Origin of the sequence: Serratia sp. PGPR-27, from assembly GCF_022678525.1 — a bacterium.
In the GTDB taxonomy this organism is placed as follows: domain Bacteria; phylum Pseudomonadota; class Gammaproteobacteria; order Enterobacterales; family Enterobacteriaceae; genus Serratia; species Serratia nematodiphila.
In genome coordinates this window covers 13,493-39,027 of the sequence record NZ_JALBYS010000029.1, presented here as the reverse complement: position 1 = coordinate 39,027, position 25,535 = coordinate 13,493, and the positions used below count along the sequence as shown (strand labels likewise).

Genomic DNA, 25,535 nt, shown 5'->3' with positions numbered 1-25,535 from the left:
TGCCAGACTTGTCCCACCAAACAATGAGAATCATCTCCCTCTGCCGGCGGGCGCCTGGCCATTGCGATTCTTAATAACTGTTATGCCCAGAGGCGAGACCCGTTACCAGGTCTTACCGATGTTAAACTGGAACTGTTCGGACTTGTCGCCTTCGTATTTCTTGATCGGGTTGGCGTAAGAGAACACCAATGGCCCCAATGGCGACATCCACTGCAGCGCGATACCGGCGGAAGAACGAATATTGCTGGCCTTGCTGTAGTCCGGCACGCCGTACATCAGCGTTTCGTCGGTATTCTTCCACTTGGTATCCCACACGGTACCGGCATCGATGAACAGCGAGGTCCGCACCGAGTTGGCGTATTTCTCGCTGATGAACGGCGTCGGGGTGATCAGCTCCAGGCTGGCGACCGCCATGGCGTTACCGCCCACCGCGTCATCCGAGCTACAGATGCTCTGACGCGAGGTCGTGCTGCCGGCGTTGAACTGACACTGGTACGAGTTGGAGTTGTAGTACACCGCCTTCGGACCAATGGTGTTGGACTGGAAGCCGCGCACGGTGCTCGAACCACCGGCGTAGAAGTTCTCGTAGAACGGCATTTCCTTGCCGCCCAACCCATCCGCGTAACCCAGACGGCCACGGCCCAACAGCACCCAGGTGCGATCGTCGTTAATCGGCACGTACTGTACGCTGTCCAACGTCACCTTGTAGTATTCGTTGTCCGAGCCCGGAATGGTGACCTTGCCGTTCAACGTGGTGCGGTTACCCGAGGTCGGGAAGTAGCCGCGGTCCAGGTTGTTGTAGGTCCAGCCCAGGTTCAGCGTAAAGTCGTCGGTCGAGTAGCTGGCGCGGTCGGTTTTATTCGCATCCACGCCCATCGAGTCGAGGTAACGCCACATGGCGATCTGCGGCTGCATGTTCGACAGGCCGTTGTGGACGTAGCCCAGGCCGGTACGCAACGAGTTGTTTTCGTTGATCGGGAAGCCCAGCGTGCCGTCGATACCGTAACTCTTGTTGGTATAGTCCGACAGATCCGCGTCATCCGCCTTAAAGTCGTTGTAGAAGATGCGGCCGCCCAGGCTCACACCGTCAACGGTGAAGTACGGGTTGGTGACCGACAGTTCGGTATAGGTCTGATAGTCGTTCTTGGTGCCGCTGATGCCGACCGAGTACCCGGTACCCAACCAGTTATCCTGCTGCACGCCCGCCTGGAAGCTGACGCCGCTCTCGGTGCCGTAACCGACGCCGAAGTTGAAGGTACCGGTGTTGCGTTCTTTCACCTTGTAGGTCACATCGACCTGATCGGCGGTGCCCGGCACGCGCTGGGTTTCCACGTCAACCGTTTCGAAGTAGCCCAGACGGTTCAGACGCTCTTTGCCCTGCTCGACCTGCTCGTTGCCGAGCCAGGCGCCTTCCATCTGGCGCATTTCGCGACGCAGTACGGAATCCTTGCTGGTGTCGTTGCCTTCGAACTTGATGCGACGCACGTAGAAGCGGTTGCCCGCGTCAACGTTGACGTGCAGTTTGACGGTTTTATCCGCGTCGTTGATCTCAGGCTGAGTGCCAACGCGCGGGTAGGCGTAACCATAACGGCCCAACATCGTTTTGATGTTGTCTTCCATTTTGGTCACCTTGCTGCCGTTGTACAGCTCGCCTGGCTCGATTTTGGTGATCTGAGCGACTTCCGCCGAGTGGCCGGCCAGATTGCCGTTCACGACAACATCGGAAAGCTTGTACTGCTCGCCTTCGGTGATGTTGATGGTGATGTAGATGCCTTTTTTATCCGGCGTCAGGCTCACCTGGGTAGAATCGATGTTGAAGCGAGCATAGCCGCGATCCAGATAGAAGCTGCGCAGGGTTTCGAGATCGCCCGCCAGTTTTTGCTTCTGGTATTTGCGATCGCCGACCAGGTTCCACCATGGCACTTCGTCACGCAGTTGGAAGCGTGAGATCAGTTCGTCGTTGGTGAAGGCATGGTTGCCGACGATGTTGATTTGTTGAATCTTGGCGGAGACCCCTTCCGTGAACACCAGCTTCAGGTCGACACGGTTGCGCGGCAACGGCGTGACTACGGCTTTCACCGAGGCGCTGTATTTACCGACGCTGTAGTAGAAGTCTTCCAGCCCTTTTTCAATGCTGGAGATCGTGGTGCGGTCGAGCGCCTCGCCCACCCGGACGCCGGAGGCTTCCAGGTTCTGCTTGAGCATGTCATCCTTCACCGACTTGTTGCCGGAGAAAGTGATGCTGGCGATGGTAGGACGTTCCTTCACCTGAACGATCAAGGTATTACCATCGCGCAGCACGCGCACGTCCTCGAAGTTGCCGGTGGCAAACAAGGCACGGATGGTATTACTGATGTCATCGTCAGTGACGGTATCGCCGACGCGAACCGGCATGTTGAGTAACGCCGCACCGACGGCGACTCGCTGCAGGCCTTCGAAATGAATGTCTTTCACTACGAACCCGTCTGCACCGTATACGGTGGCGCTGCCAAACAGCAGCGACGCTATGAGCAACTTTTTCATCGCCATCGTTGTTATGCGTTCTTCCTAACCTATCCCCGCCCCTAGAGGCGGGAAAAATCATTGAAAAGTGCAAGACCCATCAACAACACCAGCACGATCGAACCTATGCGGTAGCTGTAGTCCTGTACTCGCTCGGAAACCGGCCCACCCTTCAGCTTTTCTATCGCCAGGAAGAGGAGATGCCCACCATCTAACACCGGTAATGGGAACAGGTTGATGATACCCAGGTTGACGCTAATCAACGCCAGGAACATCAGATAATACACGAACCCGACTCCGGCTGACGCCCCAGCTCCCTGTGCAATCGAGATCGGGCCACTCAGGTTGTTCAGCTTTACATCACCGGTTATTAATTTGCCCAGCATGTTGACCGTCAGCCGCATCAGCTGCCAGGTCTTGTCGCCGGCCTGATACAGCGCCGGGAACGGTCCATACTGGCGAATCGTTTTATACTCGTCCGGCAGCGGCAGCACTTTTGGAATGATGCCTGCAAACCCCACCGATTTGTCTTTTCCCACCGGCTTTGTATCCGGTATCAGCGTCAAAGACAAGGGGGCGCCGTTTCTTTCAATCTCCAAAGCCAGCGGTTGCCCCGGGCCATCGTGGATACGCTTCACCAGCGTCTGCCAACGACCCAACGGCTGACCATCGACTTTAACGATCCTGTCCCCCGCTTGTAAACCCGCCTTTTGCGCCGCCGAGTTAGGCTGTACTTCCGCCAACACGGATTCGATCTGCGGGCCGCGCGGCATAATGCCCAGCGCGACAACGGGATCCTGCTTGTCCGGTTCAAAGTTCCACTGGCGCAAATCCAGGGTTTTGGTCACCACCTGCGAAGAACCGAACGGCGCGACGCCGACTTCGGTTTGCGCATCGCCAATCTTCGCCACCAGCGCCAGACGAACTGACTCCCAATCAGGCGTTTCGATGCCGTCAACCGACTTTAGTTCCATGCCAGACGAAATTTCGGCCTTGGCGGCGATGGATTGCGGCGCGATTTCGCCGATCACCGGGCGGAAACTCGGCACGCCGATGATGAACACCAGCCAATAGGCAAGGATAGCAAACAGGAAGTTGGCGATGGGGCCGGCGCTGATGATGGCCGCGCGCTGCCAGACGGTTTTGTTGTTAAAGGCCTGATGGCGCATTTCCGGCGCCACCGACTCCACGCGCTCGTCCAGCATCTTCACGTAGCCACCGAGCGGAATCAAAGCGATGACGTACTCGGTGCCCTGGCGATCGGTGCGGCGCCACAGCGCTCGGCCGAAGCCGATGGAGAAGCGTTCAACGCGCACGCCGCAACGACGGGCAACCCAAAAGTGTCCGAACTCGTGCACGGTAATCAAAATACCGAGCGCAATCAGAAACGCCACCAGGTTCCAAAGCACGCTGACCATCATCCCTCACTTTCCGTCATTGACGGATTAAAACACCAACAGCATCAGGCAGGCAAACACCGGCACCGCCGCGGTCAGGCTGTCGATACGATCCAGTATGCCGCCGTGGCCGGGAATCAAATGACCGCTGTCCTTGATGCCCGCTTCGCGTTTGAACATGCTTTCGGTCAAATCGCCCAGCACCGAAGCCAGCGCGGCGATCACCGAACAGGCCAACAGCGTGGTTGGCACCACGTTCAGCGGCGCGTAGCGGCCGAACAGCCAGGAAATGACCGCCGATGTCAGCAGCCCGCCGATCAACCCTTCCCAGGTTTTACCCGGCGAGACCTTCGGCGCCAGCTTATGCTTGCCGAACAGCTTGCCGAACATATAGGCACCGGAATCCGCGCCCCACACCAGCAGCATCACGTACAGCAGCCACCAGGCGCCGGTAAACGGGTTTTGCTCATAGCCGAACTGGCGCAGCGCCAGCATGCCCCAGAAGAACGGCACGATGGTCAGCAGGCCAAACAGCAGGCGCAGCGGGCGCGAATTGCGCCAGATGGCGGCCGAGCCGGGGTAAAACAGCACCAGCAGCAGCGCCGCCAGCCACCAGGCCAGCGATAGCCACAGCGAGCCGCTTACCTGCGGCACGGATTGATGGTAGGCGGGAACGCTGAGCATCATCAGCGCCAGCAGAAAACCGCACAGTATCGCCAGCCAGATGCGCTGCGAACGGGAGGTAAAACCGGCCAGTTGGCCCCACTCCCAGGCTGCTAACATGCACACGACGAGCGTTACCAGAGCAAAGGCCAGCGGCGGCAACAGGAACAGCGCCGCGATAACGATCGGGATTAAAATCAGAGCAGTTATGAGGCGATACTTCAGCAAAAGTTCTCCCTAGGACGCATCGGCGCCGATAGGTGTTGTTCCCCCGAAGCGGCGCTCACGTTGTGCAAATGCATTCAGCGCACCTTCAAAGACAAGTTCATCGAAATCAGGCCAGAGCACATCAGTAAAGTAAAGTTCAGCATAGGCGATTTGCCACAGCAGGAAGTTACTGATGCGATGCTCGCCACCGGTGCGGATAACCAGATCCACCGGCGCCAGGTCGCTCATGCAAACCCGTTCGCTCAATAATTCCTCGCTGATCTGATCCGGGTGCAACTCCCCGCCCCGTACCTGCTCGGCCAGTTCCCTTACTCCCTGAATGATATCCCAACGGCCGCCGTAGTTGGCAGCGATATTGAGCGTCAGGCCATCGTTATTTTCCGTCAGTGTTTCAGAGCGGCGGATCCGCTCCTGCAAACGCGCGCTGAACCGGCTGATATCGCCGATTACCCGCAACCTGACGTTATGTTTATGCAGGCTTTTTACTTCACTATCCAAAGCGCGGACAAAAAGCTCCATCAGGGCGGATACTTCCTGCACCGGACGGTTCCAGTTTTCGCTGCTGAAGGCATAAAGCGTGAGTGCATCTAAATGGTGGCTGGCGGCAAAACTGACCGCGCGGCGAACCGATTTCACCCCTGCTTTATGACCGAAGACACGTAACTTGCCCTGACGTTTGGCCCAGCGTCCGTTACCGTCCATGATAATGGCGACATGGCGCGGCCCCGGGGAAGATGGATTAGCCTCTTGTTGGTTTGCGGACGACATAACTCGTACTTATTTCCTCAATAGAAATATAACTGCCTTTCCGGAACATCAGACCCTTACGCGCAAAAAAAGCCGTGTGCCCGACACGGCTTTCAGCCTGCCCTCGCGATACCCGACGCAGCCGGGTCGCCATTGGCGCACAAGGCGCCAATCGAGCCATAATTCAACGGTATAACCGCTGACAGGTGGCGCAGACTATACCACCTCAGCGGGGCATGAACAAACGGCCCCGCGGCGGCACGCGCGAATTACGAGCAAAATCGGATAATCGCCGTGATCAGCCGCACAACGCGCGAACGCGTTCCTCGGCGGCGGCGCGCGCCTGGCGGTCAATGTCTAAGACCGCTTCGATGCAGGTCGGTTCCTGCAGCGCGAGACGCTCCACCACCTGGCGGTTGACCGCCGCAATGTCGGTGAAACGAATCTGCTGCTGCAAAAATGCCGCCACGGCGATTTCATTGGCCGCGTTCAGCGCGGTGGTCGCCGCCTGGCCGGCCTCGAACGCTTCGATCGCCAAATACAGGCAAGGATAACGCTCGCGTTCCGGTTCAGCGAAGGTCAGCGAACCGATGCGGCAGAAGTCCAGCGCTTCCACGCCGGAGTTCACGCGCTGCGGATACGCCATCGCGTGGGCGATCGGCGTGCGCATATCCGGCGTACCCAGCTGCGCCAGCACGCTGCCGTCGGCATAGCGCACCATCGAGTGAATCACCGACTGCGGGTGCAGGATCACTTCCATTTGCTCGGCCGAGGCGTTAAACAGCCAGCGGGCCTCAATGTATTCCAGACCTTTGTTCATCATGGTGGCGGAATCCACCGAGATCTTGCGCCCCATCGACCAGTTCGGGTGGGCGCAGGCTTGATCCGGCGTCATCGCGGCGAACTGTTCCAGCGGCGTGGTGCGGAACGGGCCGCCGGAGCCGGTAAGTACGATGCGCGAAACACCATGACTGTCCAGTGAAGAGTATCCCAACTGGCGCTGAATACTCTCAGGCAAACTCTGAAAAATCGCGTTGTGCTCGCTGTCGAGCGGCAGCAGTTGCGCCTGGCTTTGCCGCACCGCGTCCATAAACAGGCGGCCGCAGGTGACCAGCGACTCTTTGTTGGCCAGCAGCACCTGCTTGCCTGCGCGGATCGCCGCCAGCGTCGGCAACAGCCCCGCAGCGCCAACGATGGCCGCCGTCACTTGTTCGACGTCGTCCAAAGCCGCCAGTTCGCAGGCCGCTTGCTCCCCGGCCAATACCTCGGTAGCGACGCCGTTTTCCGCCAGAATGGCGCGCAGCTCGCGGGCGGCGCTTTCATCCGCCATCGCGGCGAAGGCGGGCCGGAATTCGATGCATTGCTGCGCCATAACCGCGACGTTGCGGCCGGCCACCAGCGCTTTGATCGCAAAACGCTCGGGATTCGCCCTGACCACGGCCAGGGTGCTGGTCCCTACCGAGCCGGTCGAGCCAAGAATGGTCAGTTGCTTCATGAGTTCACTCTGAATAACTGTCTGATGAGATCGGAGGTGCTCCAGTGTGGAACCTTGGACAGCGCTTGTCCATGATCTTTCAGTACGATGAAACGGGATCTGCGCCACAAAAAACAAAGCGCCGCCCAGGCGACGCTTTTTTTCTGCGCGATGCTGATTAGAAATCCATCAGCTCTTTTTCTTTCTCCGCCAACGCGGCGTCGACCAGCTTGATGTAAGCGTCGGTCATTTTCTGAATCTCGTCTTGTGAACGACGTTCTTCGTCTTCGCTGATCTCTTTGTCTTTCAGCAGCGCCTTGACCTTGTCGTTGGCGTCGCGACGCACGTTACGCACCGCTACGCGGCCCTGCTCGGCTTCGCCGCGTACGATCTTGATCAGATCCTTACGGCGTTCTTCGGTCAGCGGAGGCAGCGGAACGCGAATGTCAGAACCGGCGGAAGACGGGTTAAGGCCCAGATCGGAGCTCATGATCGCTTTCTCAACGGCCTGGCTCAGGCTGCGGTCGAACACGTTGATTTTCAGCGTGCGGGAGTCTTCCACGGTCACGTTGGCCAGTTGACGCAGCGGCGTAGCGGCACCGTAGTATTCCACCATGATGCCGTCCAGAATGCTTGGCGAAGCGCGGCCGGTGCGGATCTTGCTGATTTGGTTTTTGAATGCTTCTACGCTTTTTTCCATGCGTGAATCAGCATCTTTTCTGATTTCATTAGTCACGTTGCAAACCCTTGGAAGCTGGTTACTTGGCAGGCGATACTCAAGTATAGCCCGTAATCGTACTCGGAGAGCGCGCGACGCCTGGCGTCACGCGCTCCGAAAAGGGGTGTGAACAGCCTTATTTGCTGATCAGCGTACCTTCGTTCTCACCCATCACCACGCGGCGCAGCGCGCCAGGCTTGTTCATGTTGAACACGCGGATCGGCAGACCGTGATCGCGAGCCAGCGTAAACGCCGCCAGATCCATCACTTTCAGCTCGCGCTCCAGCACGTCCTGATAGGTTAATTGTTCATACAGCGTCGCATCCGGGTTTTTCACCGGATCGGCGGAGTAGACGCCATCCACTTTGGTGGCTTTCAGCACCACGTCCGCTTCGATCTCGATGCCGCGCAGGCAAGCGGCGGAATCGGTGGTGAAGAACGGGTTGCCGGTACCGGCGGAGAAGATCACCACGCGGTTGTTGCGCAGCAGGCTGATCGCCTCTGCCCAGCTGTAATTGTCACACACGCCGTTCAGCGGGATCGCCGACATCAGGCGGGCGTTCACATAGGCACGGTGCAGTGCATCACGCATAGCCAGGCCGTTCATCACGGTAGCCAGCATTCCCATGTGGTCGCCCACTACGCGGTTCATGCCGGCTTGCGCCAGGCCCGCGCCGCGGAACAGGTTCCCGCCGCCAATAACTACACCGACCTGAATTCCCAGTTCGACCAGCTCTTTCACTTCCTGAGCCATGCGATCCAAAACGCTGGCGTCGATACCAAAACCTTCTGCACCTTGCAGGGCTTCGCCACTCAGTTTAAGCAGAATACGCTGATATACGGGTTTTGCATTGGTTGCCATGGTGTTCTGTCCTAAGAAGCAGTATTAGTATTGGGGATTTCAGCCGATGAAACGCGCCTGAGGTGAGTATCACGCTGCAGGGCTTGCCACCGGTGTAATTCTGGCTGGATAGTATGGAACCGCCAGACGGCGGTTCCATCGACAGTCATTAAGACTGTTTGCTCATCGCGGCAACTTCAGCAGCGAAGTCGGTTTCGACTTTCTCGATGCCTTCGCCCACTTCGAAGCGAATGAAGTTGGTCACGTCAGCGTTGTGCTCTTTCAGCACCTGAGCAACGGATTTGCTCGGATCCATAACGAAAGGCTGACCGGTCAGAGAAACTTCGCCGGTGAATTTCTTCATGCGGCCTTCAACCATTTTCTCTGCGATTTCTTTCGGCTTGCCGGACTGCATGGCGATGTCCAGCTGAACCTGGTACTCTTTTTCTACCACTTCAGCAGACACGTCTTCTGGCTTCACGAACTCTGGCTTGCTCGCCGCAATGTGCATTGCGATTTGCTTAACCAGCTCTTCGTCAGCGCCTTTAGCCGCAACCAGAACGCCGATACGCGCGCCGTGCAGGTAGCTGCCCAGCACTTCGCCTTCCAGGGAAGCAACGCGACGAATGTTGATGTTTTCGCCGATTTTTGCCACCAGCGCTACGCGCTCTTCTTCGAACTGCGCTTTCAGCACGTCAACGTCAGTGATTTTGCCAGCAACAGCGGCATCCAGCACTTTGTCGGCGAACGCCTGGAAACCGGCGTCTTTTGCTACGAAGTCAGTCTGGCAGTTAACTTCCAGAATGATGCCGTAGTTGCCTTCGATCTTGGTTTTGATCACGCCGTCAGCAGCCACGTTACCTGCTTTTTTAGCGGCTTTGATCGCACCGGACTTACGCATGTTTTCGATTGCCAGTTCGATGTCGCCGTTGGATTCAACCAGCGCTTTCTTGCAATCCATCATGCCAGCGCCGGTACGCTCGCGCAGTTCTTTTACCAGGGCAGCGGTAATATCAGCCATTTCTTTTTCCTCGGTTATCTCGCGTGGAGACAGTTCTCATTCAGATAAGCAAAGGGGGCCTTAACAGGCCCCCCTAACCAACATATGTCAATACCTGGTTAATAAGGGCTCAGTGACGAGCTTGCCTTATTATTCAGCTTCTACGAAGCCTTCTTCCGCCTGAACGGCCAGATCTTGAGAACGACCTTCACGCACAGCGGCAGCAACAGCAGTCAGGTACAGGTTTACTGCACGGATTGCGTCGTCGTTACCAGGGATGATGAAGTCAACGCCGTCTGGGTTGGAGTTGGTATCAACGATAGAGAATACCGGGATACCCAGGTTGTTGGCTTCTTTGATCGCGATGTGCTCGTGATCGGCATCGATAACGAACAGTGCGTCTGGCAGACCGCCCATATCTTTGATACCGCCCAGGGAGTTTTCCAGCTTGGCCAGTTCACGAGTGCGCATCAGCGCTTCTTTCTTGGTCAGCTTGTCCAGGGTGCCGTCTTGAGACTGGATTTCCAGATCTTTCAAACGCTTGATGGACTGACGAACGGTTTTCCAGTTAGTCAGCATACCGCCCAACCAGCGGTGGTTCACGAAGAACTGGTCACAGCTGTTCGCAGCGTCTTTTACCGCTTCGCTTGCTGCGCGCTTGGTACCAACGAACAGGATCTTGCCTTTACGGGAAGAGATCTTGGTCAGTTCAGCCAGAGCGGCGTTGAACATTGGTACGGTCTGCTCCAGGTTGATGATGTGAACCTTGTTACGAGCGCCGAAGATGAAAGGCTTCATTTTCGGGTTCCAGTAACGGGTCTGGTGACCAAAGTGAACACCAGCCTTGAGCATGTCGCGCATGGAAACAGTTGCCATGATTAAACCTCTATAGATTAATTGGGGTTATGCCTCCACGTATCCCATAACGCCGACCCTGGCGGCGACAAGTCACCTCAGGGCACCCCGGCGGATGTGCCGATACGTGTGTGTTATTTACACAAAATGAGTGCAGTTAAAGTATTTTCGGCCGATTTCCGCCAGGCCACAAGAACCAAGTCGCGGATCGCCGGCGCGCTTTATACCATAAACCCGCCGCCGACACCAACTTTTGTTGCGTTTCGCCGGGCGTCAGGAAATGAAATTTGGCAGCCCCCGGCCGGGCTGATACCATAAGTCACTGCTTCTTATTGTCGACGATAACGACACCTGCGGACGAATTTCATGGCAATCTCAATTAAAACACCTGATGACATCCAAAAAATGCGCGTGGCCGGCCGCCTGGCCGCCGAAGTGCTGGAGATCATCGAGCCGCACGTCAAACCTGGCGTGACCACCGGCGAACTGGACCGTATCTGTCACGAGTACATCACCAACGAGCAGCAGGCCATCTCCGCCTGCCTCGGCTACCACGGCTTCCCGAAATCCGTGTGCATCTCGGTGAACGAAGTGGTGTGCCACGGCATCCCGAGCGACGACAAAACGCTGAAAGACGGCGACATCGTCAACATCGACGTGACCGTGATTAAAGACGGTTTCCACGGCGACACCTCGAAGATGTTCATCGTCGGCAAACCGACCATTCTGGGGGAGCGCCTGTGCCGCGTCACTCAGGAAAGCCTGTATCTGGCGCTGAAGATGGTCAAGCCGGGCATCCGTCTGCGCACCCTGGGCAAGGCCATCCAGCAATTCGTCGAGGCCGAGAAATTCTCCGTGGTGCGCGAGTACTGCGGCCACGGCATCGGCGAAGTGTTCCATGAAGAGCCGCAGGTATTGCACTATGACGCGGACGACGGCGGCGTGGTGCTGCAGGCGGGCATGGCCTTCACCATCGAACCGATGGTCAACGCCGGCGACTACCGCATCCGCACCATGAAAGACGGCTGGACGGTAAAAACCAAAGATCGCAGCTTGTCGGCGCAGTATGAGCATACTATTGTGGTCACTGATAACGGCTGCGAGATAATGACGTTGCGCAAGGATGACACCATCCCCAACATCATTACGCACGAGATGTAAGCACTGCGGCGCACGCCGCGTGCAGAATGTCACCAGGCCGGCTTATGCCGGCCTTTTTTATGGGCTGCGCACTATGTCTGACAATCTCCTTCAACCGGCCGTGCCGATGCCGCCCGCCTCTCCCAGCGTCTACGGCGACGACGAGCTCACCTGCCCGCTGTTGAAACAGCGGCTGGAGCAGTTCCAGCTGTGGCTGGCGGCGGCGTTCAACGCCGGATCCAGCGCCGAAAGCCTGGTGGCGGCGCGCAGCGACTTCATCGATCGCCTGCTGCGCCGGCTGTGGACGTTCTACGGCTTTGAAGATATCCCGGAAACCGCGCTGGTGGCGGTCGGCGGCTACGGCCGCGGCGAGCTGCATCCGCTGTCGGATATCGACGTGCTGGTGCTCAGCCAGCGCCGGCTGACGGAGCAACAGTCGCAGCGGGTCGGCGAATTCATCACCCTGCTGTGGGATCTCAAGCTGGAAGTGGGCCACAGCGTGCGCACCCTGGAAGAGTGTCTGCTGGAAGGGCTGGCGGATCTGACCGTGGCCACCAACCTGATCGAATCGCGCATGATCTGCGGCGACGTTGCGCTGTTCCTGCAGATGCAAAAACATATCTTCAGCGACGGCTTTTGGCCTTCGCCGCAGTTCTTCCACGCCAAGATCAGCGAGCAACAGGAGCGTCATCAGCGCTACCACGGCACCAGCTATAACCTGGAACCGGATATCAAAAGCAGCCCCGGTGGCCTGCGTGACATCCACACGCTGCTGTGGGTGGCGCGTCGCCACTTCGGCGCCACCTCGCTGGACGAAATGGTCGGCTTCGGTTTCCTCACCCAGGCCGAGCGCAACGAGCTGAACGAATGCCAGAGCTTCCTGTGGCGCATCCGTTTCGCGCTGCATCTGGTGCTGCCGCGTTACGACAACCGTCTGTTGTTCGATCGTCAGCTCAGCGTCGCGCAGCTGCTGCGCTATGAAGGCGAAGGCAACGAGCCGGTCGAGCGCATGATGAAAGACTTCTACCGCATGACGCGGCGCGTCAGCGAGCTGAACCACATGCTGCTGCAGCTGTTCGACGAAGCCATCCTGGCGCTGGACGCCACCGAAAAGCCGCGCCCGCTGAACGACGATTTCCAGCTGCGCGGCGATCTGATCGATCTGCGCGATGAAACGCTGTTCATCCGCGAGCCGCAAGCCATCATGCGCATGTTCTACCTGATGGTGCGCAACCGCGAGATCAAAGGCATTTACTCCACCACCGTGCGCCAGCTGCGCCACGCGCGCCGCCACCTGAAACAGCCGCTGTGCACCATCCCGGAAGCGCGCGATCTGTTTATGGCCATCCTGCGCCACCCCGGCGCGGTGTCGCGCGCGCTGGTGCCGATGCACCGTCACAGCGTGCTGTGGGCCTATATGCCGCAGTGGGGCAAGATCGTCGGGCAGATGCAGTTCGACCTGTTCCATGCCTATACCGTCGACGAACACACCATCCGCGTGCTGCAGAAGCTGGAGAGTTTCGCCGAGCCTGAAACCCGGCCGCGCCATCCGCTGTGCGTGGAGCTGTACCCGCGCCTGCCGCACCCGGAACTGCTGCTGCTGGCGGCCTTATTCCACGACATCGCCAAAGGGCGCGGCGGCGATCACTCGATCCTCGGCGCGGAAGACGTGGTGGAGTTCGCCGAACTGCACGGCCTCAACTCGCGCGAAACCCAGCTGGTGGCCTGGCTGGTGCGCTGCCACCTGCTGATGTCGGTCACCGCGCAGCGCCGCGATATTCAGGATCCGACGGTGATCCAGCAGTTCAGCAGCGAAGTGCAGAGCGAAACCCGCCTGCGCTATCTGGTGTGCCTGACGGTGGCGGATATCTGCGCCACCAACGAAACCCTGTGGAACAGCTGGAAGCAGAGCCTGTTGCGCGAGCTGTATTTCGCCACCGAAAAACAGCTGCGCCGCGGCATGCAAAACAGCCCGGACCTGCGCGAACGCGTGCGCCACCATCGCCTGCAGGCGCTGGCGCTGCTGCGCATGGACAACATTGACGAAGAGGCGCTGCACCGCATCTGGAGCCGCTGCCGCGCCGATTACTTCCTGCGCCACTCGCCGAATCAGCTGGCCTGGCATGCCCGCCACCTGCTGGCCCACGACTCCACCCAGCCGCTGGTGCTGGTCAGCCGCCAGGCGACGCGCGGCGGCACCGAGATCTTCATCTGGAGCCCGGATCGCCCTTACCTGTTCGCCGCCGTCGCCGGAGAGATGGATCGCCGCAACCTGAGCGTGCACGACGCGCAGATCTTCACCAACCGCGACGGTATGGCGATGGACACCTTTATCGTGCTGGAGCCGGACGGCAGCCCGCTGGCGCAGGATCGCCACGCGGCGATCCGCCAGGCGCTGTTGCAGGCCATCACCCAGCGGGAGTACCAGCCGCCGCGCGTGCGCCGGCCGTCATCCAAGCTGCGCCACTTCAGCGTGCCGACCGAGGTCACCTTCCTGCCGACCCACACCGATCGCCGCAGCTACCTGGAGCTGACCGCACTCGATCAACCCGGCCTGCTGGCGCGGGTGGGCGAAGTGTTCGCCGATCTGGGGCTGTCGCTGCACGGCGCGCGCATTTCCACCATCGGCGAGCGGGTCGAGGATTTGTTTATCCTGGCCGACGGCGAGCGGCGCGCGCTCGACCAAGAAACGCGCAGAAAGTTGGAGCAACGGTTGACAGAGGCCCTCACCCCAAACGATAAAATGTGATACAAGTAACTTTTTACCGACAACATCAGGAAAGAGAACAGCATGCAGCAATTACAGAACGTTATTGAAAGCGCCTTCGAACGCCGTGCGGACATCACTCCGGCGAACGTAGACACCGTAACGCGCGAAGCGGTAAACCAGGTGATCGGCCTGCTAGACAGCGGCGCCCTGCGCGTCGCCGAGAAGATCGACGGTCAATGGGTCACCCATCAGTGGCTGAAGAAAGCCGTGCTGCTCTCTTTCCGCATCAACGACAACAAGGTGATGGACGGCGCGGAAACCCGCTACTACGACAAAGTGCCGATGAAATTCGCCGACTACGACGAAGCGCGCTTCCAGAAGGAAGGCTTCCGCGTCGTGCCGCCGGCCACCGTGCGCCAGGGCGCGTTCATCGCGCGCAACACCGTGCTGATGCCGTCTTACGTTAACATCGGCGCCTACGTCGACGAAGGCACCATGGTCGACACCTGGGCCACCGTCGGTTCTTGCGCGCAGATCGGCAAAAACGTTCACCTGTCCGGCGGCGTCGGCATCGGCGGCGTGCTGGAGCCGCTGCAGGCCAACCCGACCATCATCGAAGACAACTGCTTTATCGGCGCGCGCTCCGAAGTGGTGGAAGGCGTGATCGTGGAAGAAGGTTCGGTGATTTCAATGGGCGTCTACCTCGGCCAGAGCACCCGCATCTATGACCGCGAGACCGGCGAAATCCATTACGGCCGCGTGCCGGCGGGTTCAGTGGTGGTTTCCGGCAACCTGCCGTCGAAAGACGGTTCTTACAGCCTGTACTGCGCGGTGATCGTCAAGAAGGTCGACGCCAAAACGCGCGGTAAAGTCGGCATTAATGAGTTATTGCGCACTATCGACTAAATTGAAATAGCGGGTGATTCACCCGCTATTTTTTTGTCTGCGTTTCGCTGGCAGTCACAGTCGCAGATCTCGCTTTCCGCCATAATCGCAGTCGTGGAATATAACGATCACATCTAAAGAGGGCGCAGTATGTACGATAACTTGAAGAGTTTGGGCATCAATCAACCGGAAGACGTCGATCGCTATAGCCTGCGTCAAGAGGCGAACAACGACATCCTCAAGATCTATTTCCGCAAGGACAAGGGCGAGTTCTTCGCCAAGAGCGTGAAGTTCAAGTATCCGCGCCAGCGTAAAACCGTGGTGGCGGACAACGCCGGCCAGGGCTACAAGGAAATTCACGAGATCAACCCGAACCTGCGTTACGTGATCGACGAGCTGGATCAGCTGTGCCAGCGCGATCAGGTGGAAGTGGATCTGAAGCGTAAAATCCTCGACGACCTGCGCCATCTCGAAGGCGTAGTGTCGCACAAGATTGCCGAGATCGAAGCCGATCTGGAAAAACTCACCCGCGGCAAATAATGCGGATCGGTTGACCCGCATCATCGCCAAGGCGCCCTTTTGCGGCGCCTTTTTACTTTACGATTGCAGCAGCGTGCCCCACTGCTCGACCCACGGGCAGGCGGCCACTTCCGGTTCCGGCTGTTCCATCGCATCGATCTCCAGCACTTCGCCAACGCGGGTGGCGCCCTGCTCCTGCAGCAGCGCGTCGAACGCGCGCCCGGCGCCGCAGAAGTTGTCATAGCTGCTGTCGCCGAGGGCGATCAGCCCATAGCGCAGCTCCGGCTGATAGCCAACCTGATCGCGGATAGCGTGGAACAGCGGCGCGATGCTGTCCGGCAGATCGCCCTGCCCGGTGGTGGAGGTGATCACCAGCGCGTAGTGCTGACGATAATACTGCCAGGCCTCCAGCGTGCCCTCTTCGAACAGTTTGACCTCATGGCCCTGCTCGCTGAGGATATTTTGCGCCTCTTCCGCCACCAGCAGCGAATTGCCGTAGACCGTTCCCACGAAGATACCAACCTGAGCCATGGCTCCTACTCCCTTCATTACCTTTAAAAATTGTCAGCTATCCTGACCGTTAGCCGCGCTAAACTCAACCCCGGCAAGTTCAGGGAATACCCCCGCCCAGCCGAACTGCGCCATCACCCCTTGCCAGGCTTCGTCCCAGCGCGCCGTCACCTGCAGCGGCTCGCCGGTCACCGGGTGCGTCAGCTGCAGATGGCTGGCGTGCAGCATCAGGCGCGGGCAGCCGAAATGCTGCGCCATCCCGCGGTTCTGCCGCAGATCGCCGTGCTTACTGTCGCCGATGATCGGATGGCGCAGGTGCGCCATATGGCGCCGCAGCTGATGTTTGCGGCCGGTTTCCGGCTGCAGTTCCACCAGGCTGTACCGTGCGCTGTCGTAGCGGCCGACGGCCACCGGCATCTCCACCTGCGCCAACGGCCGGTAATGCGTTACCGCCGGCTGCGGCCCCTTATCGGCATCGGCATGTTTATCGGCGATTTTGTCCAGCTCCGCCGTCAGCGGATAATCGAGGGTCGCCCCCTCCTGCACGTAACCCCGCACCACCGCATGGTAGGTTTTCTGCACCTGATGTTGTTCGAACTGCTGCGACAGCAGGCGCGCCACCTCGCTGGACAGCGCCATCAGCAGCACGCCGGAGGTCGGACGATCGAGACGGTGCACGGTAAAAACGTGCTGCCCGAGCTGATCGCGCACCGTCTGCATCATAAAGCGGGTTTCATGACGATCCAGCCAACTGCGGTGCACCAACCAACCCGACGGCTTGTTCACCGCCACCAGGTGTTCATCCTGATACAAAATCTCAATCACATCACGTTCCCAGGTCAATAGCCGTTTCGGGCGCGAGTATAACAGGCATGAGACGCAACGCTAGTTCACCCATTCGATGGTCACCAGCCGCGTATCGGCGCGGCCGCGCTCGTCCACCGCCCGAATGCGGTAGCGCCCGTTGTCGATAGGCCGCCAGTCGATCGGCTTTTTGCTGGCGCTGCTGCCGAGATAGATATCGTCGACGAACCAGTACACCGTCTTGCTGTCGGCGTCCGTCACCGCATTGAAGGCGATTTTGTCCCGTCCCTGCTGCGACTGGCGCAGGGTATAGGTGGTGTTTTTCAGCGGTGAAGTGATGCGCGGCGCGCTGCCGCCGACGGCGATGCCGTTGTCCTTGCAGCGATTGATCGGCGGCGCCCGCTTCGGCAACCCGGCCTGAGCGAACACATTGGCCAGATCGGAAGGCCAGAACTCAAAGATTTCGGTGCGGGTCTGCGCCGCATCATACGGCGGGCAAACGACCTCACCGCTGTGAATATCCAGCACCACCGGCCGGTAAACGCTGTCGACCTTGATCGGCGACTTGCCGGGAATGAACCAGGTCTTGCCCTTTTGCTGGCACCACGGCGTCGGCAGATCGCCGCTGGCGAGACAAATGTCCACCCGCCGCAGCCGTTGGGGGAACGGATGTTTCGGTTCCCGCAGGCCGGGATAGCTGGCGTTGACGCTGTCGATGATGTTGAAGAACAGCGGCGCGGCGGCTTCGGCGCCGACCAACGCATTGTTGCCTCGCCCATCGAAGTTGCCTTCCCACACCACCAGCACATAAGGGCCGAAAATCCCGACGCTCCAGGCGTCGCGAAACCCCCAGGAGGTGCCGGTCTTCCAGTACACCGGCAGCGACGAAGAACGCTGCGCCAGCGTATCGCCCGGCCGCCGGTGCTGGCGCAGCATATCCAGCGTGATGAAACTGGCCTCCTCGCTCAGCAGCCGTACCGGCGTCGATTCGGCCTGGTTCAGCTGCATGCGCAGCGGCCGCAGCTCGCCGCGATTCGCCAGCAGCGCATACAGCTTCGCCAATTCCTGCGCCGTTACCTCGCCGCCGCCCAACACCAGCGACAGCCCGTAGTGGCTCTCGTTGGCCATATTGGCGACGCCGGTCAGGCGCAAGAACTGATAAAAGGTTGGCTGACGCAGCTGCGTGGCGATATAGACCGCCGGAATATTGCGGCTGAAGTTCAGCGCGTCGGTGGCGGTCACCGGGCCGAGAAAGCGCCGGTCGAAGTTTTCCGGCGCATAGGCGCCGAACGACGAAGGCACGTCTTTAAGAATGGTCATCGGATGCAGCACGCCCTGCTCCATGCCCAGCGCGTAGATGAACGGCTTCAGCGTCGATCCCGGCGAACGCTTGGCGTTGGTGCCGTTCACCTGCCCCTGAATCGGACGATTGTAATAGTCCGCCGAACCCACCAGCGCGCGCACCCCCATATCGCGGCTGTCCACCAGCAGCACTGCGGCGTTTTGGATACCGCGGCTGCGGTTGCGAGCGATAAAGGCGTTGACCTGTCGTTCGACCAGCCGCTGCAGCCCGGCGTCCAGCGTCGTGTCGACGCGGGTATCGCGCTGCACCAGTTGCTGCGTCTGCAGGCGCAGCTGTTCGATAAAGTGCGGCGCAATATAGGGCACTTGTTCAGGCTGCCGCAGCGCCAACGGCAGGCGGAACAGCGTTTGCTGGCTGGCGTCGGTGGGGTAAACCTGTTGCCAGCGCAGGAACAGACGGTTGCGCGCCTGCGTCAGTGCGGCGCCGAGCACGCCGGTTTTCGGCTCCAGACGGTAGCTGGGTGACTGCGGCAACACCGCCAGCGTCAGCGCCTCCGGCAGGGTCAAATCCTTCGGCGACTTGGCGAAATAGATCAGGCTGGCGGCGCCGATGCTTTCGATGTTGCGGCCGTAGGGCGCGTAATTCAGATAGGCTTCCAGGATATCGCGCTTGGAGTAGCTCAGTTCCAGCTGCACCGCACGCAGCACCTGCAGCAGCTTGCCGCCCGGCGTGCGGGTATTGAGATGCCAGCGCATGCGCGCCAGCTGCATGCTGATGGTCGAACCGCCCTGCATTTTGCCGCCGGCGACATAGCTGCGCCAAAAACCGCGCATCAGGCTGACGGGGTTAAAGCCGGGGTTATAGTAGAACCAGCGATCTTCGTGCAGCAGCAATCCGCGCACCGCCAGCGGCGACACTTGCTCCAGCGGGGTCCACAGCCGGTAGCGATCGTCGTTGGCCAGCGTAATGCGCAGCAGCGCGCCGTGCCTGTCGTAATAAACGGAAGACTGCGGCAGCCCCTGCCACAGGGGCGGATGCGGCCACAGCCGAATTGCGGTCAACAGCAGCGCCAGTAAAAACACCGCCATCAAGCCGTTTTGCAGCACGCGCCCGGTCAGGATCTTCATACGCTCTCAGCATCCCGACGCCAGGCGTTGGCCTGGCGTCGGATACGGCCTAATCGTTGCCCGCCGGCACCACCACCAGCTTGCCGCCGCCGACCGACATGGCCTGCACTTCACGGTCGTACATGGCTTCGCCGTAGGCCGGTGGAATAATAAAGCTGCCGGTATTGGTGGCCTTGATTTGATAAACGAACTCCTGCACTTCGGTGCCAGCGCTACCGTAGATGATCACCCGATCTTCACGGATATCGCTGTAGTCCGGCGCCCAGGTTGAGCCGGAGGCGGCCAGCGGCGACTGCCAGCCGCCGCGCTCGTCGCTCTCCTCGCCGGCGTCGGCCGGCTCCGGCGGCGTCTGCTGCACCACTTCGAACCCGCCCGGCAGCAGATCGACGATCGCCAGATTGCTCTGCCCCTCTTTCGAGTTGGCGCGCACCTTCAGATGGACGTTGATCTTCTGCCCCAGCGTCACCTGCGTCACCGGCTTGCCCTGTTCGTCGGTGTTATCGCGGACGATCTCAATTCCGCGCGACAGCGCTTTTTGCGGCGCATTCAGATCGTAACCGGCCTGCGTCACCACATACCAGGCCGGCGCGCTGCCGCCGTTGGTGAAGCGCACCGCGGTGGCATCGGCGTTAAACTGCCCCTGCACGAACAACCCTTGCAGCTCGCTGATGCGCTGCGGGTCGCCGCCGCTTTTGCCCACCTGCACGATGCCTAACGCGTCCGCATTGGCGGATTGCGCCGCCACCTGGGCCGAATAGCTTTCCAGCGCCAGGATGCTCATCGCGGAAGAGTAGGTGGTGTAACGCTCTTCTTTCAATGCCTTGACCATATTCTCCAGCACCTGCGGCGGGATCGACGCCACCTTCTCCGGGAAGTGACGGGTAATCAAATACAGCCGCGTCGCATCCTGCACCAGCGGATCGAAATAGTTCTGCGTCCACCAGGCGCTGTCATACGCCTTGCTCAGTTGCTGCCAGCTCGGTTGCAGCAGCGCGGCGGCTTCGTCGTCCATCTTCAACAGGCGATAGGAAGAGGCCAGATACAGCGCGCTCAGATCGGTTTTCCACCCCTCGCCATAGCGTTTTTGCAGCGTATCCTGCACCGCCGCCAGCGAGTTGGTGGTCACTTCGCCCTGCAGCGTCAGCAGGTAAGCCGCCCAGCTGCGCAGGCGCAGCAGATACAGATCGTCGAATCCGCTGGCCGCCAGCTCGCGCAATGCGCCGTTGGCCTCGTCCAGCATGCCTTCCGGCAGGGCGTAGCCCGCCGCTTTGGCTTCGAGCAGATACTGCACCACATAAGGCGTGACGAAAGGATCGGCATCCGGCGACGAACGCCAGGCGCCGATCGCCCCGCTGTCGTTCTGACGGGCGCGCAGCACGCCCAGCAGATTGCGCAGCTGCTTGCTGACTTCCGCCTGGCTCAGGCTGCTTTTCATCTCCGGATGACGGCTCTGCAGCATCAGCGGAATGGAGCGGCTGACGATCTGCTCGGAACAGTAATACGGGTAATCCGCCAGGTATTGCGCCAGCCCGCTGGTCAGCACCAACGGCGAATTCGACACCGCCGCCCGGCGTTGCGCGAAAGCGTCGAACATCTGGCGCAGACCGTCGACGTTTTGGCTGCCGCCGCTCATGCGCCCCATCACCGACTGGGTGCGGTACGGCGCCGCCGGCCGCACCGAGGTGCTGACGGTGCGGCGGCTGGCCTGGTCGCCGTAACGGGCGTCGAACACCAGCGGCGCATCGCCCAGCACGGCTTTGGCGCGCAGGCGGAAGGTGATAACGCCTTCGCGTTTTTCCGCCAGCGTCAGGCTTTGCGTCGCGTTGCCCACCACCTCCAACTGCGGCGGCGGCGTCAGCAGGACGTTGATGGCCACCGACTGGCCGTTCAGCCCTTCGAGGTTGTTGCTGACGCCCACGCTGACGTCGAACTCATCGCCCGGCGCCACCATCGCCGGCACGTTCGGCGTCATGATAAAGCTGTCGCGCACCGTGGCGGCGGTTTGCGCCTTGCCGATTTTTTCCGGCGTCACCGAAATCGCCATGACGCGGATCTTGCCGTTGAAGTAATCCGGCACCGGGTAGACGAACTGTTTCTCGCCGCTGACTTCGGTAATGCCGGACCAATAGGCCACCGGCTTGTCGCGCTTGCGTTTGAACGGGTTGAGGTTGAGATCCAGCCCTTCGCCCGCATCGCCGCCCGGCGCCGCGGTCAGCGCCATCAGCTTGCTGAATTCCGGCAGGATCAGATCGAGGATCTGCGAGCTGCTCACGTTCAGTTCGCGCTTGCTGAAGAAGAACTCCAGCGGATCCTTCAGGCGGTAACGCGCCACCTGCAGAATGCCCTCATCGACGGCGAACAGCGCCACCTGCTGCGGCGCATCGGTCTTGACCGTCATCGTCAGATTTTCACCCGGCTTGATGACCTCCGGCGCCGTCACCTCGAGGCTGTTTTGGCGCGCCTTGGTGCTGATCTTGAACGGCATCACGCCGTAGCTCAGCGGGCTCATGAAGATCTCGCTGGAGTTGATGTCGCGCACGAACTGCACGTTGATGTAGCCGTTGCCCTCCATGCCGGCTGGCACGCGGATCGTCTGCACCGAGCTGGTGGTATCGGTGTGGAACCACTGCCAGGCGTAAACCTTGTCCTTTTCAATGGTGATCAAGCCGCTGCCGGTATAAGGCGCGTTGATCGCCACCTCGATCTCTTCGCCGGGCAGGTATTCCGCGTGGTTGAGTTTCAGCTTCAGTTCGGCATTGCGATCCAGCGAACGGCTCAGGTTGGCGTTGCCGGCCACGCTGTAGGCGACGCGATTGAGCGTCTTGCCCTGCGCATCTTCAATCACCAGCACGAAGTCGCCAGGCTTATCGGTCGCCAGCCTCAGATCCGCGCCCTGCTCGCTCAGCGCCAGCGGCTGTTCCGACAGCTGCACTTCCTTCATCTTCGACTGATATTTGTAAACGCCCGAATCCTGTTTGGTCAGCACCGAAATGTATTTCTGCTCGATCAACACCTGCTTCAGGTTCGGCATGGCGATCTGTTTCAGGGCCGGATCGATGGCGATCACGTTCAGATGCCGCTCCGCGTCGCGGTTGATGTAGCCCAGATCGCCGTCGGCCTTCACGCCGATCAGGTAATCGTAAGGGGAAACCAGCGTGCGGGCGGTAGCCGCCACCGAGCGCCCGCCGCCGGCGACGAACGCCTCCGACAGCAATTGCAGCTGATAGGTGGCGTCGGCGTAGGATTTCAGATCGAGCGGAATATCGGCCGCGCCGTGCTCATCGGTGGTGCGATCTTCCAGCTCGGTCTCGAACCCGTCGCTGTTTTGTCGGTTTTCATAGAACGCATAATCCGGGAAGCGATCGAAGCTCGGATACATCGGCCGCAGCGTCAGCCTGGAGGTCACGCGGCGATCCTGCGCCGGGGTGCCGAACAGGTTCTGCACATCGATGCTGGCCTTCAGCTCGGACGGTTTTACCCAGCCTTGCTGGCGGTCCGGCGTCAACGCCAGCTTCACTTTCAGCTGATCCGGTTCGAACTCCTTCACATTGACTGCGGTATGGCCGAGCAGCGTGGAGGTGTCGTTGTTTTTGCCGATCAGATACAGATAGACGTTCCACTCGCCGGTAGGCGAATTTTCATCGGTGGTATAGCTCAGTTCGTTGAAACCGCTGGCGCCCAGCGTCAGCGGCACGGTGGACATCAGCTTGTCGCGCGGATCGCGGATTTCGGCGCGCACCGGCACGCCGGCCAGGCCAACGCCCCAGTCGGCGGCGCGGGTGATCAGGCCGATGTTAAAGGTATCCCCCGGCCGATAAACGCCGCGATCGGAGAACAGGTAGCTGCTGAGCGTGCGCGGATCGGTCGGCGTTTGTTCACCGGCAACGTCGAAGCGCGAGAAATCCAGCCCGCGATCGTTATAGCTGCCGGTTGGCAGGAAGGAGACATCCCCTTCTTTCTCCACCAGGAACATCACCGGCTGGCGCTCGTTGGTGTACACATCCAGCGCCGGGAAACGCACGTGGCCATCGGCGCCGGTGGTTTGGCTGAGCAGCGTCACGCCGTTTTTGGCCACCACCGACACGGTGGCGCCGCTGACCGGCGCGCCGCTTTGGATCGACTGCACAAAGACGTCGCGCGTCTTGTCCTGCGAGCTCTTGGCGACGATGCCCAGATCGGTCACCACCACAAAGCGCGAATCGCCGACGTCGGGCTGTTCTTCCCCTTCGCTCTCGTCCTGTTCCTGATCCTGCTCGGCGCCCGCCTCTTCCGCCGCCGGTTTTCGGTTCGGCTGCCATTCAGACAGCGTCAGCAGGAACACCCCGCGATGGGAACTGGCGTTGGTGGAGAGATAGCGGGAAAGATCGATGCCCTGATAGTTCACTTCCCCCGGCCGCTCGTTGTTGAGCGCCGTCTGGTATTTGAAATGCTCGGTGAAATATTCGTCGTTGAGCCGGTTGAATTCCGTGGAGGAGTATTCCCGGCTTTTGAAGGAGACGATGTGCTGCAGCTGGCTCGGGATCACCCGCTTGATGTCCAGCCGCAGGCCCGCCACGTTGCGCGCCGCCACGCTGATCTGCTTGTCGCCGTTGACCGACAGCAGGGAGCCCTGCGACATGAACTGCAGCGATTTCGGGAACTCCGGCACTTCGACCACGCGGTAAACCTTCTTCGGCATTTTGTAACCGCCGGCGGAAACCAGCTGGTTATCGATCTCGAGCAGCACAAAGCGGTGCGCCGGGGCGTCGAAACGGAAGCTGAACTGCGGTTGGTAAGCCTCTTCCGCCTCGTTAAGCGTCAACGGCAGCGGCGTCGCCTGCGCCAGCACGTTTTTACCGACGCTGTCGACCGTCCATTGATAGAAATCGTCGGCATCGTCGGCGGCCTCGGCATCGCTCGGATCGTGCTGCGGCAGCAGCCAGGCTTTCGCGGCCCGCGCCAGCTCTTTATCCTTCACCGCATCGCTGAAACCGACCACCAGGGCACGCTGCCCTTGGCCGCCGTCGGTATCCACCACCTGGGCGCTGGCGTCGCTCAGCGCCAGGCTGTACAGCGTCGGTACTTTGACCCAGTTGCTTTTCGCCTCTTCGACCGCATTGCCGGCCGCCGTCGATTTAACGCCCTTGCCGACGGTCAGATGCACTGCCCCGCCCTGATCCAGCGCCTGCAGCGGCTCGGAATGCACCCAGGCGTTCAGTTTTTTCTCGTCATAGACCAGAGAGAAATTCAGCTTTTTCTCGGAGGTGGCGCTGCCTTCTTTCAATCCCAGCGAAATCTGTTTTTCAAAGCTGCCGACGTCAACCGGCGCGTTGAACTGCAAATTGAAGATCGCGCTGCGTTTTTGCGCATTTTGCGGATCGCGGTAATACTCGGCCTGCCCCAGGCGGTAATCGAACGCGGGCACGGTGAAGGCATAACGGGTTTTGACTAGCTTGACCTGCGGCGCCAGCAACGTGGCGGGTTCAAGGGTCACCTCATATTTCGCGCCCATCGGCAGCGGCTTTTTCGCCGTGAACACCAGTGTCGACTCATTGCTCCATGCCCACTGCCCTTCCGCCGACGGTTTCAGAGTGATGCCGGCGCTCACGGTTTTGCCCGCCGCGGTTATCGGCGCAGCCGAGCCGCTGAAGGTCAGGCTCACCGTTTGCGGCGCCTGCCGGGCGGCGGCGTAGTCTATCGGCTCGGGGTTGGACAACTCGGCGTTGATCTCCTGAACCACCATCGGCGCAGGTTCAATCGGTTGGGGCCGGTTTTGCCACCAGTGCCAACCGTAAAATGCGCCGCCCGCAACGCCTGCCAGCAGCAGCAGGCTCAGACCGACCGCTTTCGGGTGTTTATCCACGCCGCTTTCCAGCCGCAAAAAACCGCGCGGCAGCGCAGCCCACCAGGCCGGCGCACGCCAGCTGAGGTTGCCGACCAGCGGTCTCAGCAACCGCCCCAACAGCGACAACGCCCCGCCCAGCAGGCGACAAACGCCCTTAACCAGGGTAAAAGGCAAACGCAGGATAAACCTTAATAAATCCATTATTGCAGCACCTCATCATCCTAATGCAGCTCCCGGTCAACCGCCGCGGTTAAACCGAGCCGAAAGACGCCGTCGGCTCTCCTGCCC

The 25,535-nt window shown here is 60.1% G+C and carries 17 protein-coding genes; 4 read left to right on the top strand and 13 right to left on the bottom strand.

The annotated features are described in order from the left end of the window. Positions 1-102 precede the first annotated feature (102 nt). The 9 genes from bamA to rpsB all read right to left on the bottom strand — a co-directional run bounded on the left by bamA (position 103) and on the right by rpsB (position 10,446). Positions 103-2,529: an outer membrane protein assembly factor BamA gene (gene bamA, locus MMS95_RS16325; protein ID WP_004931955.1), complete on the bottom strand. Its 2,427-nt coding sequence runs from the start codon at positions 2,527-2,529 to the stop codon at positions 103-105. Between the two features lie 35 nt (positions 2,530-2,564). Further along, positions 2,565-3,920, bottom strand: a complete 1,356-nt coding sequence (rseP, locus tag MMS95_RS16320; protein ID WP_004931952.1) for a sigma E protease regulator RseP — start codon at positions 3,918-3,920, stop codon at positions 2,565-2,567. Positions 3,921-3,947: 27 nt separating this feature from the next. Then, positions 3,948-4,790, bottom strand: a complete 843-nt coding sequence (gene cdsA / locus MMS95_RS16315; RefSeq protein WP_004931949.1) for a phosphatidate cytidylyltransferase — start codon at positions 4,788-4,790, stop codon at positions 3,948-3,950. Between the two features lie 9 nt (positions 4,791-4,799). Then, positions 4,800-5,558, bottom strand: a complete 759-nt coding sequence (gene ispU / locus MMS95_RS16310; protein ID WP_033632249.1) for a (2E,6E)-farnesyl-diphosphate-specific ditrans,polycis-undecaprenyl-diphosphate synthase — start codon at positions 5,556-5,558, stop codon at positions 4,800-4,802. Between the two features lie 277 nt (positions 5,559-5,835). Beyond that, positions 5,836-7,032 (bottom strand): 1-deoxy-D-xylulose-5-phosphate reductoisomerase, encoded by a 1,197-nt coding sequence (gene ispC / locus MMS95_RS16305; RefSeq protein ID WP_099032619.1) that lies wholly within the window; start codon positions 7,030-7,032, stop codon positions 5,836-5,838. A 157-nt stretch (positions 7,033-7,189) separates the two neighbouring features. Then, a complete protein-coding gene (frr, locus tag MMS95_RS16300; protein WP_004931943.1) occupies positions 7,190-7,747 on the bottom strand; it encodes a ribosome recycling factor in 558 nt (185 codons plus the stop codon). 118 nt (positions 7,748-7,865) lie between these two features. Further along, complete coding sequence (gene pyrH / locus MMS95_RS16295) at positions 7,866-8,591, bottom strand: UMP kinase (RefSeq protein ID WP_004931940.1); 726 nt, start codon at positions 8,589-8,591, stop codon at positions 7,866-7,868. 148 nt (positions 8,592-8,739) lie between these two features. Then, a complete protein-coding gene (tsf, locus tag MMS95_RS16290; RefSeq protein ID WP_033632247.1) occupies positions 8,740-9,591 on the bottom strand; it encodes a translation elongation factor Ts in 852 nt (283 codons plus the stop codon). Positions 9,592-9,720: 129 nt separating this feature from the next. Then, positions 9,721-10,446 (bottom strand): 30S ribosomal protein S2, encoded by a 726-nt coding sequence (gene rpsB / locus MMS95_RS16285; RefSeq protein ID WP_004931937.1) that lies wholly within the window; start codon positions 10,444-10,446, stop codon positions 9,721-9,723. Between the two features lie 345 nt (positions 10,447-10,791). Here rpsB and map point away from each other — a divergent pair, with 345 nt between their 5' ends. From map to MMS95_RS16265, 4 genes are all read left to right on the top strand, one after another. Then, the gene (gene map / locus MMS95_RS16280; protein WP_004931936.1) at positions 10,792-11,586 is read left to right on the top strand and encodes a type I methionyl aminopeptidase; all 795 of its coding nucleotides are present in this window, start codon (positions 10,792-10,794) and stop codon (positions 11,584-11,586) included. 73 nt (positions 11,587-11,659) lie between these two features. Next, the gene (gene glnD, locus MMS95_RS16275; protein WP_085337214.1) at positions 11,660-14,314 is read left to right on the top strand and encodes a bifunctional uridylyltransferase/uridylyl-removing protein GlnD; all 2,655 of its coding nucleotides are present in this window, start codon (positions 11,660-11,662) and stop codon (positions 14,312-14,314) included. A gap of 42 nt (positions 14,315-14,356) precedes the next feature. Then, positions 14,357-15,181 (top strand): 2,3,4,5-tetrahydropyridine-2,6-dicarboxylate N-succinyltransferase, encoded by an 825-nt coding sequence (gene dapD / locus MMS95_RS16270; protein WP_004931932.1) that lies wholly within the window; start codon positions 14,357-14,359, stop codon positions 15,179-15,181. 129 nt (positions 15,182-15,310) lie between these two features. After that, positions 15,311-15,700, top strand: coding sequence for a DUF3461 family protein (locus MMS95_RS16265; RefSeq protein WP_004931929.1), 390 nt, complete (start codon positions 15,311-15,313; stop codon positions 15,698-15,700). Positions 15,701-15,757: 57 nt separating this feature from the next. On the opposite strand, the gene MMS95_RS16260 is transcribed toward MMS95_RS16265, so the two are convergent. The 4 genes from MMS95_RS16260 to MMS95_RS16245 are packed head-to-tail and all read right to left on the bottom strand — an operon-like array spanning position 15,758 to position 25,448. Beyond that, complete coding sequence (locus tag MMS95_RS16260) at positions 15,758-16,210, bottom strand: flavodoxin (protein WP_016929894.1); 453 nt, start codon at positions 16,208-16,210, stop codon at positions 15,758-15,760. Between the two features lie 33 nt (positions 16,211-16,243). Next, a complete protein-coding gene (gene truC, locus MMS95_RS16255) occupies positions 16,244-17,014 on the bottom strand; it encodes a tRNA pseudouridine(65) synthase TruC (RefSeq protein ID WP_033633590.1) in 771 nt (256 codons plus the stop codon). A gap of 60 nt (positions 17,015-17,074) precedes the next feature. Next, positions 17,075-19,423 carry a penicillin-binding protein 1C gene (gene pbpC, locus MMS95_RS16250; protein ID WP_103086322.1) on the bottom strand — a complete coding sequence of 783 codons (2,349 nt, stop codon included), beginning with the start codon at positions 19,421-19,423 and terminating at the stop codon, positions 17,075-17,077. A 49-nt stretch (positions 19,424-19,472) separates the two neighbouring features. Further along, positions 19,473-25,448: an alpha-2-macroglobulin gene (locus tag MMS95_RS16245; RefSeq protein WP_242141954.1), complete on the bottom strand. Its 5,976-nt coding sequence runs from the start codon at positions 25,446-25,448 to the stop codon at positions 19,473-19,475. Between the last annotated feature and the right edge of the window lie 87 nt (positions 25,449-25,535).